Here is an 18,410-nt window from a genome sequence, read left to right on the forward strand (position 1 = left end):
TTCTTTAAGGTAAGGAGGTGATCCAACCGCAGGTTCCCCTACGGTTACCTTGTTACGACTTCACCCCAGTCATGAATCACAAAGTGGTAAGCGCCCTCCCGAAGGTTAAGCTACCTACTTCTTTTGCAACCCACTCCCATGGTGTGACGGGCGGTGTGTACAAGGCCCGGGAACGTATTCACCGTGGCATTCTGATCCACGATTACTAGCGATTCCGACTTCATGGAGTCGAGTTGCAGACTCCAATCCGGACTACGACATACTTTATGAGGTCCGCTTGCTCTCGCGAGGTCGCTTCTCTTTGTATATGCCATTGTAGCACGTGTGTAGCCCTACTCGTAAGGGCCATGATGACTTGACGTCATCCCCACCTTCCTCCAGTTTATCACTGGCAGTCTCCTTTGAGTTCCCGGCCGGACCGCTGGCAACAAAGGATAAGGGTTGCGCTCGTTGCGGGACTTAACCCAACATTTCACAACACGAGCTGACGACAGCCATGCAGCACCTGTCTCAGAGTTCCCGAAGGCACCAAAGCATCTCTGCTAAGTTCTCTGGATGTCAAGAGTAGGTAAGGTTCTTCGCGTTGCATCGAATTAAACCACATGCTCCACCGCTTGTGCGGGCCCCCGTCAATTCATTTGAGTTTTAACCTTGCGGCCGTACTCCCCAGGCGGTCGACTTAACGCGTTAGCTCCGGAAGCCACGCCTCAAGGGCACAACCTCCAAGTCGACATCGTTTACGGCGTGGACTACCAGGGTATCTAATCCTGTTTGCTCCCCACGCTTTCGCACCTGAGCGTCAGTCTTTGTCCAGGGGGCCGCCTTCGCCACCGGTATTCCTCCAGATCTCTACGCATTTCACCGCTACACCTGGAATTCTACCCCCCTCTACAAGACTCTAGCCTGCCAGTTTCGGATGCAGTTCCCAGGTTGAGCCCGGGGATTTCACATCCGACTTGACAGACCGCCTGCGTGCGCTTTACGCCCAGTAATTCCGATTAACGCTTGCACCCTCCGTATTACCGCGGCTGCTGGCACGGAGTTAGCCGGTGCTTCTTCTGCGAGTAACGTCAATTGCTGTGGTTATTAACCACAACACCTTCCTCCTCGCTGAAAGTACTTTACAACCCGAAGGCCTTCTTCATACACGCGGCATGGCTGCATCAGGCTTGCGCCCATTGTGCAATATTCCCCACTGCTGCCTCCCGTAGGAGTCTGGACCGTGTCTCAGTTCCAGTGTGGCTGGTCATCCTCTCAGACCAGCTAGGGATCGTCGCCTAGGTGAGCCGTTACCCCACCTACTAGCTAATCCCATCTGGGCACATCCGATGGCAAGAGGCCCGAAGGTCCCCCTCTTTGGTCTTGCGACGTTATGCGGTATTAGCTACCGTTTCCAGTAGTTATCCCCCTCCATCGGGCAGTTTCCCAGACATTACTCACCCGTCCGCCACTCGTCACCCAAGGAGCAAGCTCCTCTGTGCTACCGTTCGACTTGCATGTGTTAGGCCTGCCGCCAGCGTTCAATCTGAGCCATGATCAAACTCTTCAATTTAAGTTTGATGCTCGTGAATTAAACTTCGTAATGAATTACGTGTTCACTCAGAGACTTGGTATTCATTTTTCGTCTTGCGACGTTAAGAATCCGTATCTTCGAGTGCCCACACAGATTGTCTGATAAATTGTTAAAGAGCAGGTGCGACGCGCTTTAGCGCTCTGTCGCGAGGTGGCGTATATTACGCTTTCCTCTTTCAGAGTCAACCCTCATTTTCAGGTTTTTCTCTTCAACCGAACCGGCTGTTTGCGTGAAGTGATTCACATCCGCCGTGTCGATGGAGGCGCATTATAGGGATCCCATTTTTTAGCACAAGTATTTTTTGGATCTTTTTTGCTGAGTGCTTGTTTTTCACCCCTTTCGCTATATTCCTGCGCAATTTGGCTGATTTTTGATAGCTAAATCACTTGCACAGTCTCAATAATCCAACCAAAGTCTTCATTACTGCTCTATTTTCATTGAGGTAAACATGTCTGATGTATTACGTCCTTTTAAGGATCTTTTCCCACAGATCGGAAAACGCGTGATGATCGACACCAGTAGCGTCGTCATTGGTGATACTCGTTTGGCTGATGACGTCGGGATTTGGCCGTTGGTTGCGATTCGTGGCGACGTCAACTATGTACAAATCGGCGCCCGTACAAACATTCAGGACGGCAGCGTTCTCCATGTCACACATAAATCCACATCTAATCCGCAAGGTAATCCATTGATCGTGGGTGAGGATGTGACGGTCGGTCATAAAGTCATGCTACACGGCTGCATCATTGGCAACCGCGTATTGGTCGGTATGGGATCAATTTTACTGGACGGCGTAGTGGTAGAAGACGACGTTATGATTGGGGCAGGAAGCCTGGTGCCGCAAAACAAACACCTGGAGAGTGGATATCTGTACCTGGGTAGTCCGGTTAAACAGATCCGGCCATTAAGTGACGAAGAGAAAGCAGGCTTAAAATACTCTGCTAACAACTACGTTAAATGGAAAGATGAGTATTTAAATCAGAGTAACCAAACCCAACCCTGAGAGTCTTCCTGCTGGTCCTGGATCAATGCTTCGGCCTCTTCTTCCAGGTCCCAGCGATGCTGTTGAAAGGTTTCCAGACATTGTTCAGACGTGCAGCCGCCAAAGCGGGACGCCAACGTCTCCCCTGATATAGCGCATGTTAACTGCATACCATGGACCAACGCTGGGAAAACAACGGCGCTAATATCCGTCCGCCATTCTTCTCGATCGGGAAACTGGATCGCCTGATTCATGCCGACATTTCCTGTTGCATGCTTTTGATGACGGGCTCAATCTGTGGCAATACACCATGCCAGAGTAAAACGGCGTGCGCTGCTTGTCCCACCAGCATCCCCAGACCATCGGCATACTGTTTCGCCCCATGTTCAGCACACCAGGAAAGGAACGGTGTATTCCCTTGCTGATAAAACATGTCATAGCAATAGACAGAGGGGTGAATAAGCGATGTCGGAATGGCTGGTACCTCACCGCTAATTCCGCTGGATGTCGCATTAATAATTAAATCAAAACTGTAATTATCAAGCTCGTCCATTCCCACCGCCTGCACGCTGCCGGTATGGGAGAAGATTTGTGCCAGTTCTTCTGCGCGCGAAGCAGTACGGTTAACGATGGTTACCGCACAATCCAGAGAAAGAAGAGGTAATAAAACCCCACGGGATGCGCCACCGGCGCCAATCAACAGAACTCGCGATCCGGGGCGAATGAAAGATAAACGTTCAAGATCGCTTAATAAGCCGATACCATCCGTGTTATCTCCCAGTAAACGCCCATCCTCAAGTCGTTTAAGAGTGTTGACCGCTCCAGCAAGCGATGCCCGCTCCGTTAATTCATCGGCACGCGCAAACGCCTCTTCCTTAAAAGGCACAGTGACATTTGCCCCCTTCCCGCCCTCAGCAAAAAAGGCATTCAGCGTATTCACAAAATCATTGATAGGTGCCAGTACACGTCCATAGGAATGATCAATTTTCAACTGCTCTGCAAATTGCTGATGAATAAAGGGCGATTTACTGTGCGCTATCGGATTACCAAAAACAGCATAGGCTTCTTTCATATTACCCCTGTCGAAACTGTTCACCGGTCAGAGCATCACGGATCTCAGAAGGATTCAAACGCCCTCCGGTCTCCCCTTCAACTACGGGAAAGTCTGTACCAAACTGCGCGCGGACTTCCTCTACCGTTCTGCAAGGCGGTAAGCCACTCAAATTAGCACTGGTGGAGACTAACGGTTTGCCATAAGCCTGGCACAATGCAACCACCAGCGGATGATCGGTGACTCGCACGGCCAGCGAGTCAAAACGACCGGTCAGCCAACGGGGCGTAGTCGCAGGCGCAGGGAAAACGAAGGTGACAGGACCAGGCCAGCGAGCGAACACAGCCTCACGTTGAGCATCAGTAAGCGTGCTATCGTCAATATAGGGCTTGAGCTGGTCAAAATTTGCCGCAATCAAAATTAAGCCTTTATCGACTGGGCGTTGTTTTAGCTCCAACAGACGGGTAACTGCCGTTTCGCTGTCGGGATCGCAGCCGACACCAAATACAGCTTCTGTTGGATAGGCGATGACTTTTTCTTGTTTCAGAACCGCTATCGCAGCAGCGATAGGGCCTGTGGGCAGGTTATTATTCACTTTTTTATTCCGCCGAGAACGGCTTTCCACATTGTTTACTGGCACAGAAATGCTTCACACCCTGCGCGGTTTTCTTTTCGATGAGTAGCGGATAATGGCACTCAGGACACTCTCCGGCTAACGGTTTGAAGTTAATGACAAACTGGCACTCCGGATAGCGATCGCAGGAGTAAAACGTTTTGCCATAACGGGAACGCCGCTGGACCAGGTGGCCAGTCTGGCATTGAGGACAGACTATTGCTGTTTCATCTGGCTTGTCGATAAGTTCGGTGTGTTCACACGTTGGATAATCGCTGCATCCAATAAACATCCCGAATCTTCCCTGTCTCAGCACCAGCTCGGCGCCACATGCAGGACATAGCTTACCCTCCAGAACTTTGACAATATGTCCGTCCGCGGAAGATTTCAGCGGACGGATGTAATCGCATTCTGGATAGTGTGAACAACCGAGAAACGGACCGTGTTTCCCGGAACGAATAACCAGTTCAGCCCCGCATTGTGGGCAGGGCTCGTTTTTACGCACCGTAAACAGTGCTGATTTAGCCATAACAACTCATACTGAATGAAGATTGATTAATGCAGCATACCTTCATTCACTTCAAAGAGTAATTCTTCCATTTGCTGATAGGCATTTTCACAACCTGGAATATTGAAAAGCACCATCAGGATCACCCACTTCAGGTCTTCCAGATCGAACTCTGCCGTATCCAGCGCGAGTACGCGCTCAATGACCATTTCTCGTGTTTCGAGGTTTAGCACCTGAATCTGTTCCAGGAATAGCAGGAACCCTCTACAGCTTGCATCCAGTCGATCACACTCTTCTGCGGTATAAATACGTATAGAAAGAGGATCAGATGCCAGCTGCATAGGTTCGGCAAGACCATCCTGATAATCAGCAAGCTTTTCCAGCCAAAGTAACGCGTTGTAGATGTCTTCACGATCAAAACCAGCGTCGGTAAGATCCCGTTCCAGTTTGTCCTGATCCACACGCAGCTCAGCTTCGTTATGGATATATGTCTCAAACAAATACATTAGTACGTCGAACATGGCATGCCCTCCTCAATCGGACATAGCCGCCGGGTACAGCTGCGATCCATCCTGCTAACTCCAGTTCGAGCAGTTGAGCCACTACCTCTGGCACAGGTTGGCCGGCACGTTCAGCGACGACGTCAACAGGTGTTACCTCATCTCCTACGTTAGCCAGGAGCTCCGGAAATGGCAATGCCACCTCTTCGTGATCTGGCGAATAAATTGATTTTTCAGGTTCATCTGGCAACCATTGCAGCCCATATTGCAAATTTTCCAGAATTTCTTCTGGGGCCGTCACAAGCGTGGCTCCCTGCTGAATAAGCCAATGTGGACCTTCACTTCCCGGACTCCCAATCGGTCCAGGCAACGCAAAAACCTCCCGCCCTTGTTCCAGTGCGCAACGCGCAGTGACCAGTGACCCGCTACGCTGAGCAGCTTCTACAACCAGGACTCCTTTACTTAGACCACTAATAATGCGATTTCGTCGGGGAAAATTGCGCGGCAAAGGAAGCGTATCTAATGGGAACTCAGACACCAGTGCGCCTCCAGCCTCAATCAGTCGTTTAGCCAGACGGACATGCTGTCGTGGATGAATGGTCTCAAGCCCATTTCCCAGCACCGCAATACTCGTGCCCTCTCGGTTTATCGCAGCATTGTGCGCCACACCATCAATCCCCCGGGCCAGGCCGCTGGTGATCGTCACGCCGCATGCTGCAAGCTTTTCACAAAACAGCCGCCCCCAGCGTTCGCCATACCAGGAGTGCTGTCGGCTACCGACGACGGCAACCTGAAACGAGCTAAGGCATATGGGATTTCCTGCAACAAAAAGCACCCCAGGATAATCCTCAATTGCACGGAGCTGTGCCGGATAATGCTCGCTGTCGGCAACCACAAAATGATGGTTGGGCTGTTCAAGCCAGCGCAGCGTTTTTTCCAGCGTCTGATCTGGAAAGGTTAAAAAGCGCCGGGCCTGGCGGGGAGAGAGTCCAGCATGATGAAGTACCACGTTGTTAATACACGGCTGAGTATTGAGCCAGTGGGCAACGCGCACCATCTCATCACCATACAGTTCATTCACTTGTGCTAAACGTAGCCAAATCTCGATTTTGGTCATCCCTGTTCCCCTGCCACAAGCAGTCCTGGCAATCTTTGCGATTGGTCACTGATGCTGTCAATCAGAGGGGGTTTTGTCTAGAATAGAGGTAATAATCTTTTCAACTCCTGAACACAACTCTGGATAACTATGTCAGTTTTGCAAGTGTTACATATTCCGGACGAGCGCCTTCGCAAAGTCGCAAAACCGGTCGAAGAAGTGAATGCAGAAATTCAGCGTATCGTTGATGATATGTTCGAAACGATGTACGCCGAAGAAGGTATCGGTCTGGCAGCAACTCAGGTCGATATTCATCAGCGCATCATTGTTATTGATGTCTCTGAAAATCGCGACGAGCAGTTGGTACTCATTAACCCAGAGCTGCTGGAAAAAGACGGCGAAACAGGTATTGAAGAAGGCTGCCTGTCTATTCCCGAACAGCGTGCGTTAGTACCGCGCGCAGAGAAAGTAAAAATTCGTGCGCTCGATCGCAACGGCAAATCTTTTGAACTGGAAGCCGATGGCCTGCTGGCTATCTGCATTCAACATGAAATGGATCACCTGGTCGGTAAACTGTTTATCGATTATCTGTCTCCGTTGAAGCAACAACGCATTCGTCAGAAAGTTGAAAAACTCGACCGCCTGAACGCCCGAGCTTAAGGACAAGAATCAACGTGTCAGACTCACTACGTATTATTTTTGCGGGTACACCTGACTTTGCAGCGCGTCATCTCGACGCGCTGTTGTCTTCTGGACATAACGTCGTTGGCGTGTTTACCCAACCGGACCGTCCGGCGGGACGCGGTAAAAAGCTGATGCCCAGCCCGGTAAAAGTGCTGGCGGAAGAAAAAGGGATACCGGTTTTCCAACCCGTCTCTCTTCGTCCTCAGGAAAACCAGCAGCTGGTTGCTGATTTACGCGCAGACGTGATGGTAGTGGTAGCATATGGCCTGATACTGCCAAAAGCCGTACTGGAAATGCCGCGTCTGGGTTGTATCAACGTTCACGGTTCCCTGCTTCCACGCTGGCGTGGCGCAGCCCCAATCCAGCGCTCACTGTGGGCAGGCGACGCCGAAACTGGTGTGACCATCATGCAGATGGATGTTGGCCTCGACACCGGTGATATGCTGCTTAAGCTGTCCTGCCCGATAACTGCAGAAGATACCAGCGGTTCGTTATACGATAAGCTGGCAGATTTAGGGCCTCAGGGGCTGATTGAAACGCTAAAACAGCTGGCGGCTGGCACCATAAAACCCGTTGTACAAGATGAATCACTGGTTACGCATGCAGAAAAACTCAGCAAAGAAGAGGCCCGTATCGACTGGTCGCTTTCAGCCGCTCAGTTGGAACGCTGCATCCGCGCCTTTAACCCGTGGCCAATGAGCTGGCTTGAAATCGACGGCCAGCCAGTGAAAGTCTGGCAAGCTACGGTTATTACAGCGAACACACAGGCCGCACCAGGCACTATTCTTGAGGCGACAAAACAGGGTATCCAGGTCGCAACGGGCGACGGCATCCTGAATCTCGTCTATTTGCAACCCGCCGGTAAAAAAGCCATGAGCGCGCAGGATCTGCTTAATTCGCGCCGGGAATGGTTTGTACCCGGTAACCGTCTGGTATGACGGTTCATCTCTTTAAGCCCGGTATCTCCGGGCATTTTTATTTTTGCGCTTATGAAAAAACATCTTAATTTACGCAGTATGGCGGCCCAGGCCGTCGAACAGGTTGTCGAAAAGGGACAATCATTAAGCAACGTGCTGCCCGCCATGCAGCAAAAAGTTGCCGATAAAGACAAAGCACTGTTGCAGGAGCTTTGCTTCGGCGTGTTGCGTACACTCTCCCAACTGGAGTGGATGATCCAGCAGTTGATGGAACGTCCAATGACGGGCAAACAGCGCACTGTTCACTATCTGATCATGGTGGGCTTCTACCAACTGCTGCATACTCGTATTCCACCGCATGCTGCTTTGGCAGAGACCGTAGAAGGCGCAGTCGTTATTAAGCGTCCGCAGCTTAAAGGGCTGATCAACGGCGTGCTGCGCCAGTTTCAGCGCCGTCAAGAAGAGCTACTGGCTGAATTCTCTCAAAGCGATTTACGTTTCTTACACCCCTCCTGGCTGGTGAAACGTATTAAGACCGCTTATCCGCAGCAGTGGGAAGCCATTCTTGAAGCCAATAACCAGCGACCGCCGATGTGGTTACGTGTCAATCGTAACCATCATACGCGCGATGCCTGGCTGGACCTGCTGACCGAAGCGGGATTAACCGGTTTCCCGCATCCAGATTACCCGGATGCAGTGCGTCTGGAAACGCCAGCTCCTGTGCACGCCCTCCCTGGTTTTGATGAAGGCTGGGTAACCGTCCAGGATGCTTCCGCTCAAGGATGCATAAATTATCTGTTGCCGGAGGACGGTGAACAGATCCTCGACCTATGCTGTGCACCGGGGGGCAAAACCACTCACATTCTGGAAGTTGCTCCGCACGCTAACGTAATGGCTGTCGATGTTGATGAAAAACGCTTATCGCGCGTTTTCGACAATCTAAAACGTCTGGGTATGAAGGCAACCGTAAAACAGGGTGATGGCCGCTATCCACAGCAGTGGTGCGGTGAACAACAGTTTGACCGTATTTTGCTGGACGCTCCGTGTTCTGCCACCGGAGTGATCCGTCGCCATCCGGATATCAAATGGCTGCGTCGCGACCGGGATATTGCTGAACTTGCCCAGTTGCAGGCTGAAATCCTGAATGCAACCTGGCCACATCTTAAACCTGGCGGCACGCTGGTTTATGCAACCTGCTCTATCCTGCCAGAAGAAAACCAACAGCAAATTGCCGCCTTCCTTGCTCGCACGCCAGATGCGGTATTAAGCGTAACCGGTACGCCGGAAAAACCTGGACGTCAGAATTTACCGAGTGCGGAAGATGGTGATGGCTTCTTTTACGCTAAGCTAATCAAAAAGTGATGAGATAACGGGTCGCGACTGATGAAAATTATCATTCTGGGCGCAGGGCAAGTTGGCGGTACGCTGGCTGAAAACCTGGTTGGAGAGAACAACGATATCACGGTAGTCGATACCAATGGTGAGCGCCTGCGTAGCCTACAGGACAAGTTTGATCTCCGTGTCGTGCAAGGGCATGGTTCGCATCCCCGCGTTCTACGTGAAGCCGGTGCCGACGATGCCGATATGCTGGTTGCCGTAACCAGCTCAGATGAAACAAATATGGTTGCCTGCCAGGTAGCTTATTCACTGTTTAACACGCCTAATCGTATCGCTCGTATTCGTTCACCGGATTACGTTCGTGATGCGGACAAGCTATTTCAATCTGATGCGGTGCCTATCGATCACCTGATTGCGCCTGAGCAACTGGTTATCGATAGCATTTATCGCCTGATTGAATATCCGGGCGCATTGCAGGTAGTGAATTTTGCCGAAGGAAAAGTCAGCCTGGCCGTGGTGAAAGCCTATTACGGTGGGCCGCTGATTGGTAATGCGCTGTCGACAATGCGTGAGCATATGCCGCACATCGATACCCGCGTTGCGGCGATTTTCCGTCATGACCGACCGATCCGTCCGCAAGGTTCTACCATTGTTGAAGCGGGTGATGAAGTTTTCTTCATCGCGGCCTCGCAGCATATTCGCGCCGTAATGAGCGAATTACAGCGTCTGGAAAAGCCTTACAAACGCATTATGTTAGTGGGCGGTGGGAATATTGGCGCGGGGCTGGCACGGCGACTAGAAAAAGATTACAGCGTCAAACTGATTGAACGTAATCAACAGCGCGCATCCGAGCTTGCAGAGAAACTGCAAAATACGATCGTCTTTTTTGGTGATGCCTCGGATCAAGAGCTGCTGGCGGAAGAACATATCGATCAGGTTGATCTGTTCATTGCGGTAACCAACGATGATGAAGCGAATATCATGTCGGCGATGCTTGCCAAACGGATGGGCGCCAAGAAAGTGATGGTGTTGATCCAACGCAGAGCATACGTCGATCTGGTGCAAGGCAGCGTGATCGATATTGCGATTTCACCGCAGCAGGCAACCATCTCTGCGCTGCTCAGTCATGTGCGTAAAGCGGATATTGTTGGTGTATCTTCACTGCGCCGTGGCGTCGCGGAAGCCATTGAAGCCGTTGCACACGGTGATGAAACGACGTCACGGGTTGTGGGTCGCTCAATTGATGAAATTAAACTTCCACCAGGAACCATTATTGGCGCCGTTGTGCGTGGTAACGATGTGATGATTGCCAATGATAACCTGCGTATTGAACAGGGCGATCACGTAATTATGTTCCTGACAGATAAAAAGTTTATTACCGACGTCGAGCGACTATTCCAGCCAAGTCCGTTCTTCCTGTAATAATTTGGGCGCTGAAACTGCGCCTAAATTATTTCCCTTTATTTTTCATGGTTTAATAAATTTCTATTTAGGCAATACATAAATGGAAATTGCCTAAACATTTGTTAAACTTATAAACGTCAGCTGCATAGGGAGAATAAGATGAGCATTATTAAAGAATTTCGCGAATTCGCGATGCGCGGGAATGTTGTCGATTTGGCAGTGGGTGTCATTATTGGTGCGGCATTTGGGAAGATTGTTTCATCACTGGTTGCCGATATCATCATGCCGCCGCTGGGGTTGTTAATTGGTGGAATTGATTTTAAACAGTTTGCTTTAACACTACGTGATGCACAGGGAGATATTCCTGCAGTCGTTATGCATTACGGTGTATTTATTCAGAATATCTTTGATTTCGTTATTGTTGCGTTTGCTATCTTTATGGCAATCAAGCTGATCAACAAACTGAACCGTAAAAAAGCGGAAGAGCCAGCAGCACCGCCAGCGCCATCGAAAGAAGAAGTATTGCTGAGTGAAATTCGTGACCTGCTGAAAGAACAGAATAACCGCTCTTAAGCACTCACTGAAACAAGAAGGCCAGTGGTAAAAAAGTGAATGACTTTCTTGCCACTGGCCTCCCAGTTACCCCGATTACCATGTTTACCTTTACGTAGATAACTTCCTTTCCCTTTCTTATTTTTCTCAACGCGCTGCCTGAACAGTGGGTCATGTAGAAGCGCCTCAATGGCGTTATCTTTTATCTGCCCTTTAGTGTGCTGATAACGACTCATAATACCTCCAGTTGTCGTAATTTACGCCGCGAGTGTAGACCTGACCGTTCAATAAATCAACAGCCTGATGGTGATCCACTGGCGCCTTGCTCAAGTGCTTCAAGGATAGAGCAGTACACGCTGCTGTGTGCCTTACCACAACACGCGTCATTCAATCGCTGCAGCGACCGTTGCATCGCCTGAAGCTCAGCTATTCTCGCTTCCACTTCCTGCAATCTTTCCTGGACGATCCCTTTTGATTCCTGGCAGGTATGGTGTTCGGGATCGATGCGGATCGAAAGCAGTTCGCGGATCGATTCCAGAGTGAAACCAAGCTGACGGGCATAGCGAATAAACTTTAGACGCTGAAGATCGCTTTCCGTATAGAGACGAAACCCGCCTTCTGTACGTATTTCATGTTCCATCATCTGCTGCTTTTCATAGTAGCGGATAGTATCAGGCGTCACGTCAGCCAGTTTCGCTAATTCACCAATACGGTACATGCTATCTCCGCTATTCGTCGTTGATCTTCTGTAACAGCTTATCTGCGTATTCACCGTGTAAAAACTCGGTGCTGAGTCCAGCTTGCCGAAGTTTCAGTTCCAGTAGTGACAGTCTTCGACTCACTTCCTGATAATGGGGATCATCTTTGCGGATCCCTGCAAGTATTTCAAGCAGCTGTATTGCCTCTCTGCGCTGCTCTAGCTCAGGAGGAAGACATCCCGCATTTTTTAATAAACGGAATCCGGCTCGAAGTTCAGGCGGAATGTGGGAATCATCGTCAAGAACCAACGGTTCTCCTGTACCAGGCAAACCATCAAACTCACCTTTAGACTGCGCATCAATAATATGGCGCTCTGCCCACTGGTCCAGTAACCACATACAACACTCCAGTGATGAACAAAAAAAGTACAGATATTGTAGGTAAGTGGGGATATGACGGATATAAAAAAACCCGCCGAGGCGGGTTTTTTTACGTTACTACAGATTACTCTGCAGCAGCTTCTGTTTTCTCTGAACGATCAACCAGCTCGATGTATGCCATCGGCGCGTTGTCGCCTGCACGGAAGCCACACTTCAGAATGCGAGTGTAACCACCGGCGCGGCTCGCGAAACGCGGGCCCAGTTCGTTAAACAGTTTTGCCACGATCTCGTTATCACGAGTGCGGGCGAATGCCAGACGACGATTAGCTACGCTATCAGTCTTGGCAAGAGTAATCAGCGGCTCAACTACGCGACGCAGCTCTTTCGCTTTCGGCAGAGTCGTCTTGATGATTTCATGACGAACCAGTGAACCTGCCATATTGCGGAACATAGCCTGGCGATGGCTGCTGTTGCGGTTCAGTTGACGACCACTCTTACGATGGCGCATGACCTTATCCTTCTCAGTAAAACCTTAACCTGTGATCCGGTTACTCGTCAGCGATGCTTGCCGGTGGCCAGTTTTCCAGGCGCATGCCCAGAGACAGTCCACGGGAAGCCAGCACGTCTTTAATCTCAGTAAGAGATTTTTTACCAAGGTTAGGCGTCTTAAGAAGCTCAACCTCAGTACGCTGTACCAGATCACCGATATAGTGGATAGCTTCTGCTTTGAGGCAGTTAGCAGAGCGGACAGTCAATTCCAGATCGTCAACAGGGCGCAGCAGGATCGGATCGAATTCTGGTTTCTCTTCTTTAACTTCCGGCTGACGTACATCACGTAAGTCAACGAAAGCTTCAAGTTGTTCAGCCAGAATGGTTGCCGCACGACGAATCGCCTCTTCAGGATCGATTGTGCCGTTGGTTTCCATTTCGATGACCAGCTTGTCCAGGTCGGTACGCTGTTCTACACGCGCTGCTTCAACATTGTAGGCAATACGCTCTACAGGGCTGTAGCATGCGTCGACCAGCAGACGGCCGATTGGGCGCTCATCTTCTTCCGAATGAATTCGGGTAGAAGCCGGCACATAACCACGACCGCGCTGAACTTTGATACGCATGCTAATAGATGCATTCTCATCGGTCAGGTGGCAGATCACGTGCTGTGGCTTGACGATTTCGACATCACCATCATGGGTAATGTCGGCTGCAGTCACAGGGCCAATGCCAGATTTATTCAAGGTAAGAATAACGTCATCTTTACCCTGAACTCTCACCGCCAGCCCTTTCAGGTTGAGCAGGATTTCCAGGATATCTTCCTGAACGCCTTCTTTGGTGCTGTACTCATGTAGTACACCATCAATCTCAACCTCGGTCACCGCGCAACCCGGCATCGATGAGAGCAGAATACGGCGCAGTGCGTTACCCAAAGTATGGCCAAAGCCACGCTCTAAAGGCTCAAGGGTCACCTTGGCGTGCGTCGAACTCACTTGCTCGATATCTACCAGGCGCGGTTTTAGAAACTCTGTCACAGAACCCTGCATTGTGTCCTCTCTTTGGTACTAAGCTTTACTTGGAGTAAAGCTCGACGATCAGGTGTTCGTTAATGTCCGCAGACAGATCAGAACGCTCCGGCTTACGCTTGAACGTACCTTCCATCTTGCCAGCATCAACTTCCAGCCAGGTTGGCTTTTCACGCTGCTCAGCCAGCTCCAGAGCGGCTTTCACGCGAGACTGCTTCTTCGCTTTCTCACGAATGCTAACAACGTCATTCGGACTAACCTGATAAGAAGCGATGTTAACAACACGACCGTTTACCATAATTGCTTTATGGCTGACCAGCTGACGTGCTTCTGCACGAGTGGCACCGAAGCCCATACGGTATACAACGTTGTCCAGACGACCTTCCAGCAGACCCAACAGGTTTTCACCGGTGTTGCCTTTCAGACGTGCTGCTTCTTTGTAGTAGTTACGGAACTGACGCTCCAGCACACCGTAGATACGGCGAACTTTTTGCTTTTCACGCAACTGCACACCATAGTCAGACAGACGCGGTTTACGCGCACCGTGCTGGCCAGGAGCTTGTTCAATTTTACACTTGGTATCGATCGCGCGAACGCCAGACTTAAGGAATAAGTCAGTGCCCTCACGACGGCTCAGCTTGAGCTTAGGACCCAAATATCTTGCCATTTTCTTTCTCCAACAATCCTAGAAACGACAGCGTTATACGCGACGTTTTTTCGGCGGACGACAACCGTTATGAGGGATCGGAGTCACATCAGTAATATTAGTGATGCGGAAACCAGCGGCGTTCAGAGCACGAACAGTAGATTCGCGACCTGGACCCGGTCCTTTGACCATAACTTCCAGATTCTTGATACCGTATTCTTTTACGGCTTCAGCGCAACGCTCTGCTGCAACCTGAGCTGCAAACGGAGTGGATTTGCGAGAACCACGGAAACCGGAACCACCGGCTGTTGCCCAACCCAGTGCGTTACCCTGACGATCAGTAATGGTAACGATGGTGTTGTTAAAAGAAGCATGGATATGAGCCACGCCGTCAGAGACTTGTTTTCTTACACGTTTACGTGCACGAATTGGTGCCTTTGCCATTATTCAATCACCCCGATTATTTCTTGATCGGTTTGCGCGGACCCTTACGGGTACGTGCGTTGGTCTTGGTACGCTGACCGCGAACCGGGAGACCACGACGATGACGCAAACCGCGATAGCAACCAAGGTCCATAAGGCGCTTGATGCTCATGCTAACTTCACGGCGCAGATCACCTTCAACGACAAATTTGGCAACTTCGTCACGCAGCGTGTCGATTTGTTCTTCAGACAGCTCACTGATCTTAACATCTTCAGCGATACCCGCGGCAGCCAGAATGGCTTTAGAACGGGTCTTGCCGACGCCGTAGATCGAAGTTAATGCGATCACAGCATGTTTCTGATCAGGAATGTTAATGCCTGCTATACGGGCCACTATGCACTCCTACTATTTAATATGTACGCACCATGCTGAAAAGCCCGTTTTCAGGATACTCAAATGGAAACGCACAGACATACAAAAGATTGGCTGGCTAATCTAGCCAGCTCAACCCAACTTTGCAAGAAAAATATGCGAATAAATCAGCCTTGGCGCTGTTTATGCTTCGGCTCGGCACTGCAAATCACACGGATGACACCATCACGCTTAACGATTTTGCAGTTACGGCATAATTTCTTGACGGAAGCACGAACTTTCATTTTTACTCTCCGTAACTTCTCGGGCGACTGTTAACGGCCGTAGCCTTTCAGATTCGCCTTCTTCAATGCAGACTCGTACTGACTTGACATCATCAGAGTTTGCACTTGAGCCATAAAGTCCATAATCACGACAACAACGATAAGCAGTGAGGTCCCACCGAAGTAGAACGGTACTTTCATTGCATCACGCATGAACTCCGGGATCAGGCAGATAAAGGTAATGTAGAGCGCACCAACCAGAGTCAGGCGGGTCATTACTTTATCGATATACTTCGCCGTTTGCTCTCCCGGACGAATTCCTGGTACAAATGCACCGGACTTCTTCAGGTTATCTGCTGTTTCACGCGGGTTGAAAACCAACGCCGTGTAGAAGAAACAGAAGAATATGATTGCAGACGCATAGAGTAACACATAAAGCGGTTGCCCAGGCTGCAAATACAGCGAAATTGTTGTCAGCCAGTTCCAACCAGTCCCGCCCCCGAACCATGACGCGATGGTCGCTGGGAACAGAATAATACTGGAAGCGAAGATTGCCGGGATTACCCCCGCCATATTCACTTTCAGCGGTAAATGTGTGCTCTGTGCAGCATAGACACGACGACCTTGCTGACGTTTCGCGTAGTTTACCACAATGCGGCGTTGACCACGCTCAACAAATACAACAAAGAACGTCACTGCAAATACTAATACTGCAACCAACAGCAACACGAGGAAGTGCAGGTCGCCTTGACGCGCTTGCTCGATAGTATGGGCAATGGCTGGCGGGAGTCCCGCGACAATACCGGCGAAGATAATGATTGAGATACCGTTGCCGATACCACGTTCAGTAATCTGTTCGCCCAACCACATCAGGAACATCGTCCCTGTAACCAGACTTACAACAGCGGTGAAATAGAATGCAAAGCCTGGATTCATTACCAGGCCCTGCATACCAGGCATATTCGGCAGACCGGTAGCAATACCGATCGACTGGAATATTGCCAGCACCAGAGTACCGTAGCGGGTGTACTGGCTGATCTTACGACGACCAGACTCCCCTTCTTTCTTAATTTCTGCCAGCGTTGGATGAACCACCGTCAGCAGCTGGATAATAATCGACGCCGAAATATACGGCATGATCCCCAGAGCAAAGATAGAAGCACGGCTGAGAGCACCACCAGAGAACATGTTAAACATTTCAATGATGGTGCCTCGCTGTTGCTCAAGCAGTTTGGCAAGTACAGCGGCATCAATACCAGGGATCGGAATGAAAGAGCCAATACGGAACACAATCAGCGCGCCGATTACAAACAGCAGTCTGCGTTTCAGCTCGCCTAAGCCACCTTTGGCACTTTGAAAATCTAATCCCGGTTGTTTAGCCATCTGCTACTTATTCCTCGATTTTACCGCCAGCAGCTTCGATAGCAGCACGAGCGCCTTTAGTAACACGCAGGCCACGAACAGTTACCGGAGTAGTGACTTCACCAGCCAGAATCACTTTCGCGAACTCGATCTGGATACCGATAATGTTAGCTGCTTTCAGCGTGTTCAGGTCTACAACACCGCCTTCAACTTTAGCCAGATCAGACAGACGAACTTCGGCTGTAATCGCTGCTTTACGTGAAGTGAAGCCGAATTTCGGCAGACGACGGTACAGAGGCATCTGACCACCCTCGAAACCGCGACGTACGCCACCGCCAGAACGAGACTTCTGACCTTTGTGACCACGACCACCGGTTTTACCGAGGCCAGAACCGATACCACGACCCAGGCGGCGAGCCGCTTTTTTAGAGCCTTCGGCCGGAGACAGAGTATTTAAACGCATCTCTTACTCCTCAACTTTAACCATGAAGGAAACCGCGTTGACCATACCACGAACAGCAGGAGTATCCTCGCGCTCTACGGTGTGACCAATACGACGCAGACCCAGGCCAAGCAGCGTTGCCTTATGTTTCGGCAGACGACCGATTGCACTGCGGGTTTGAGTAATTTTAATAGTCTTTGCCATGGTTTATTTCCCCAGAATTTCTTCAACGGATTTACCACGCTTGGCAGCGACCATTTCCGGAGATTTCATATTTTCCAGGCCATCGATAGTTGCACGAACCACGTTAATCGGGTTAGTAGAACCATACGCTTTAGCCAGAACGTTACGAACTCCAGCGACTTCCAGAACGGCGCGCATTGCACCACCGGCGATGATACCGGTACCTTCGGAAGCCGGCTGCATGAATACACGAGAACCCGTGTGAGTACCCTTAACCGGGTGCTGCAGGGTGCCGTGGTTCAGCGCGACGTTAATCATATTGCGACGGGCTTTTTCCATCGCTTTCTGGATCGCTGCTGGAACTTCACGCGCTTTACCGTAACCAAAACCAACGCGACCGTTACCATCACCAACTACAGTCAGAGCTGTGAAGGAGAAAATACGACCACCTTTAACGGTTTTAGATACGCGGTTAACCGCGATCAGCTTTTCCTGCAGTTCGCCAGCTTGTTTTTCGATGTGAGCCATCTTACACCTCTACCTTAGAACTGAAGGCCAGCTTCACGGGCAGCATCTGCCAGTGCCTGGACACGACCATGATATTGGAACCCGGAACGGTCAAAAGAAACATCTTTGATGCCTTTTTCCAGAGCGCGTTCAGCAACAGCTTTACCTACAGCTGCAGCAGCGTCTTTGTTACCGGTGTACTTCAATTGTTCAGCGATAGCTTTTTCTACAGTAGAAGCAGCTACCAGAACTTCAGAACCGTTCGGTGCAATTACCTGTGCGTAAATATGACGCGGGGTACGATGTACCACCAGGCGAGTTGCGCCCAGCTCCTGGAGCTTGCGGCGTGCGCGGGTCGCACGACGGATACGAGCAGATTTCTTATCCATAGTGTTAC

At 50.4% G+C, this 18,410-nt stretch carries 26 protein-coding genes and 1 rRNA gene; 6 read left to right on the top strand and 21 right to left on the bottom strand.

Going from position 1 to position 18,410, the window contains the following annotated elements:
- Positions 1–10: 10 nt before the first annotated feature.
- Positions 11–1,552, bottom strand: a 16S ribosomal RNA gene (locus tag OGV93_RS13640).
- A 469-nt stretch (positions 1,553–2,021) separates the two neighbouring features.
- Here OGV93_RS13640 and OGV93_RS13645 point away from each other — a divergent pair.
- Positions 2,022–2,576, top strand: coding sequence for a gamma carbonic anhydrase family protein (locus OGV93_RS13645; RefSeq protein WP_131380195.1), 555 nt, complete (start codon positions 2,022–2,024; stop codon positions 2,574–2,576).
- Here the strand turns inward: OGV93_RS13645 and OGV93_RS13650 are convergent.
- From OGV93_RS13650 to dprA, 6 genes are read right to left on the bottom strand one after another with little or no spacing between them, the layout of a single operon-like run.
- Positions 2,552–2,809 (bottom strand): DUF1488 family protein, encoded by a 258-nt coding sequence (locus OGV93_RS13650; protein WP_131380197.1) that lies wholly within the window; start codon positions 2,807–2,809, stop codon positions 2,552–2,554. The genes OGV93_RS13645 and OGV93_RS13650 overlap by 25 nt on opposite strands.
- Positions 2,806–3,627 (bottom strand): shikimate dehydrogenase, encoded by an 822-nt coding sequence (aroE, locus tag OGV93_RS13655; protein ID WP_131380200.1) that lies wholly within the window; start codon positions 3,625–3,627, stop codon positions 2,806–2,808. The genes OGV93_RS13650 and aroE overlap by 4 nt, the downstream gene beginning before the upstream one ends.
- 1 nt (position 3,628) lies before the next feature.
- Entirely contained in the window at positions 3,629–4,201 is a 573-nt protein-coding gene (tsaC, locus tag OGV93_RS13660; RefSeq protein ID WP_043018532.1) for an L-threonylcarbamoyladenylate synthase type 1 TsaC, read from the bottom strand.
- A 4-nt stretch (positions 4,202–4,205) separates the two neighbouring features.
- A complete protein-coding gene (locus tag OGV93_RS13665; protein WP_016154737.1) occupies positions 4,206–4,748 on the bottom strand; it encodes a DNA topoisomerase family protein in 543 nt (180 codons plus the stop codon).
- 26 nt (positions 4,749–4,774) lie between these two features.
- On the bottom strand, positions 4,775–5,248 hold the full coding sequence (gene smg / locus OGV93_RS13670) for a DUF494 family protein Smg (protein ID WP_003031162.1): 474 nt from the start codon (positions 5,246–5,248) through the stop codon (positions 4,775–4,777).
- Positions 5,220–6,344, bottom strand: a complete 1,125-nt coding sequence (dprA, locus tag OGV93_RS13675; protein WP_019078182.1) for a DNA-protecting protein DprA — start codon at positions 6,342–6,344, stop codon at positions 5,220–5,222. Before dprA ends, smg begins: the two co-directional genes overlap by 29 nt.
- A gap of 129 nt (positions 6,345–6,473) precedes the next feature.
- Between dprA and def the strand changes: the two genes are divergently transcribed.
- From def to mscL, 5 genes are all read left to right on the top strand, one after another.
- Positions 6,474–6,983 carry a peptide deformylase gene (gene def / locus OGV93_RS13680; RefSeq protein ID WP_003031159.1) on the top strand — a complete coding sequence of 170 codons (510 nt, stop codon included), beginning with the start codon at positions 6,474–6,476 and terminating at the stop codon, positions 6,981–6,983.
- Between the two features lie 14 nt (positions 6,984–6,997).
- Complete coding sequence (gene fmt, locus OGV93_RS13685) at positions 6,998–7,945, top strand: methionyl-tRNA formyltransferase (RefSeq protein ID WP_200084688.1); 948 nt, start codon at positions 6,998–7,000, stop codon at positions 7,943–7,945.
- A gap of 51 nt (positions 7,946–7,996) precedes the next feature.
- A complete protein-coding gene (rsmB, locus tag OGV93_RS13690) occupies positions 7,997–9,286 on the top strand; it encodes a 16S rRNA (cytosine(967)-C(5))-methyltransferase RsmB (protein WP_016154741.1) in 1,290 nt (429 codons plus the stop codon).
- A gap of 21 nt (positions 9,287–9,307) precedes the next feature.
- The gene (trkA, locus tag OGV93_RS13695) at positions 9,308–10,684 is read left to right on the top strand and encodes a Trk system potassium transporter TrkA (protein WP_003031153.1); all 1,377 of its coding nucleotides are present in this window, start codon (positions 9,308–9,310) and stop codon (positions 10,682–10,684) included.
- A 141-nt stretch (positions 10,685–10,825) separates the two neighbouring features.
- On the top strand, positions 10,826–11,239 hold the full coding sequence (gene mscL, locus OGV93_RS13700; protein WP_016154742.1) for a large-conductance mechanosensitive channel protein MscL: 414 nt from the start codon (positions 10,826–10,828) through the stop codon (positions 11,237–11,239).
- Here the strand turns inward: mscL and arfA are convergent.
- From arfA to rplR, 14 genes are all read right to left on the bottom strand, one after another.
- Complete coding sequence (gene arfA / locus OGV93_RS13705; RefSeq protein ID WP_016157605.1) at positions 11,236–11,454, bottom strand: alternative ribosome-rescue factor ArfA; 219 nt, start codon at positions 11,452–11,454, stop codon at positions 11,236–11,238. The genes mscL and arfA overlap by 4 nt on opposite strands.
- A gap of 56 nt (positions 11,455–11,510) precedes the next feature.
- Positions 11,511–11,936 carry a Zn(2+)-responsive transcriptional regulator gene (zntR, locus tag OGV93_RS13710; RefSeq protein ID WP_016154744.1) on the bottom strand — a complete coding sequence of 142 codons (426 nt, stop codon included), beginning with the start codon at positions 11,934–11,936 and terminating at the stop codon, positions 11,511–11,513.
- Positions 11,937–11,946: 10 nt separating this feature from the next.
- Positions 11,947–12,315 (bottom strand): DnaJ family domain-containing protein, encoded by a 369-nt coding sequence (locus OGV93_RS13715; RefSeq protein WP_049281757.1) that lies wholly within the window; start codon positions 12,313–12,315, stop codon positions 11,947–11,949.
- A gap of 106 nt (positions 12,316–12,421) precedes the next feature.
- Entirely contained in the window at positions 12,422–12,805 is a 384-nt protein-coding gene (gene rplQ / locus OGV93_RS13720) for a 50S ribosomal protein L17 (RefSeq protein WP_001216370.1), read from the bottom strand.
- Positions 12,806–12,845: 40 nt separating this feature from the next.
- Complete coding sequence (locus OGV93_RS13725; protein ID WP_003031139.1) at positions 12,846–13,835, bottom strand: DNA-directed RNA polymerase subunit alpha; 990 nt, start codon at positions 13,833–13,835, stop codon at positions 12,846–12,848.
- Between the two features lie 25 nt (positions 13,836–13,860).
- Positions 13,861–14,481 carry a 30S ribosomal protein S4 gene (gene rpsD, locus OGV93_RS13730; RefSeq protein WP_003031138.1) on the bottom strand — a complete coding sequence of 207 codons (621 nt, stop codon included), beginning with the start codon at positions 14,479–14,481 and terminating at the stop codon, positions 13,861–13,863.
- A 33-nt stretch (positions 14,482–14,514) separates the two neighbouring features.
- Positions 14,515–14,904 (bottom strand): 30S ribosomal protein S11, encoded by a 390-nt coding sequence (rpsK, locus tag OGV93_RS13735; RefSeq protein WP_003031137.1) that lies wholly within the window; start codon positions 14,902–14,904, stop codon positions 14,515–14,517.
- Between the two features lie 16 nt (positions 14,905–14,920).
- Complete coding sequence (rpsM, locus tag OGV93_RS13740) at positions 14,921–15,277, bottom strand: 30S ribosomal protein S13 (RefSeq protein ID WP_003031135.1); 357 nt, start codon at positions 15,275–15,277, stop codon at positions 14,921–14,923.
- Positions 15,278–15,423: 146 nt separating this feature from the next.
- Entirely contained in the window at positions 15,424–15,540 is a 117-nt protein-coding gene (rpmJ, locus tag OGV93_RS13745) for a 50S ribosomal protein L36 (protein ID WP_000868187.1), read from the bottom strand.
- Positions 15,541–15,570: 30 nt separating this feature from the next.
- Entirely contained in the window at positions 15,571–16,902 is a 1,332-nt protein-coding gene (gene secY, locus OGV93_RS13750; RefSeq protein ID WP_001118864.1) for a preprotein translocase subunit SecY, read from the bottom strand.
- 7 nt (positions 16,903–16,909) lie between these two features.
- On the bottom strand, positions 16,910–17,344 hold the full coding sequence (gene rplO / locus OGV93_RS13755) for a 50S ribosomal protein L15 (RefSeq protein ID WP_003031132.1): 435 nt from the start codon (positions 17,342–17,344) through the stop codon (positions 16,910–16,912).
- Between the two features lie 3 nt (positions 17,345–17,347).
- Positions 17,348–17,527, bottom strand: a complete 180-nt coding sequence (gene rpmD, locus OGV93_RS13760) for a 50S ribosomal protein L30 (RefSeq protein WP_001140434.1) — start codon at positions 17,525–17,527, stop codon at positions 17,348–17,350.
- 3 nt (positions 17,528–17,530) lie between these two features.
- Positions 17,531–18,034, bottom strand: coding sequence for a 30S ribosomal protein S5 (gene rpsE / locus OGV93_RS13765; protein WP_003031131.1), 504 nt, complete (start codon positions 18,032–18,034; stop codon positions 17,531–17,533).
- Positions 18,035–18,048: 14 nt separating this feature from the next.
- The gene (gene rplR / locus OGV93_RS13770) at positions 18,049–18,402 is read right to left on the bottom strand and encodes a 50S ribosomal protein L18 (protein ID WP_000358960.1); all 354 of its coding nucleotides are present in this window, start codon (positions 18,400–18,402) and stop codon (positions 18,049–18,051) included.
- Between the last annotated feature and the right edge of the window lie 8 nt (positions 18,403–18,410).

This window comes from Citrobacter sp. Cb031 (assembly GCF_030336725.1).
Lineage (GTDB): Bacteria > Pseudomonadota > Gammaproteobacteria > Enterobacterales > Enterobacteriaceae > Citrobacter > Citrobacter braakii.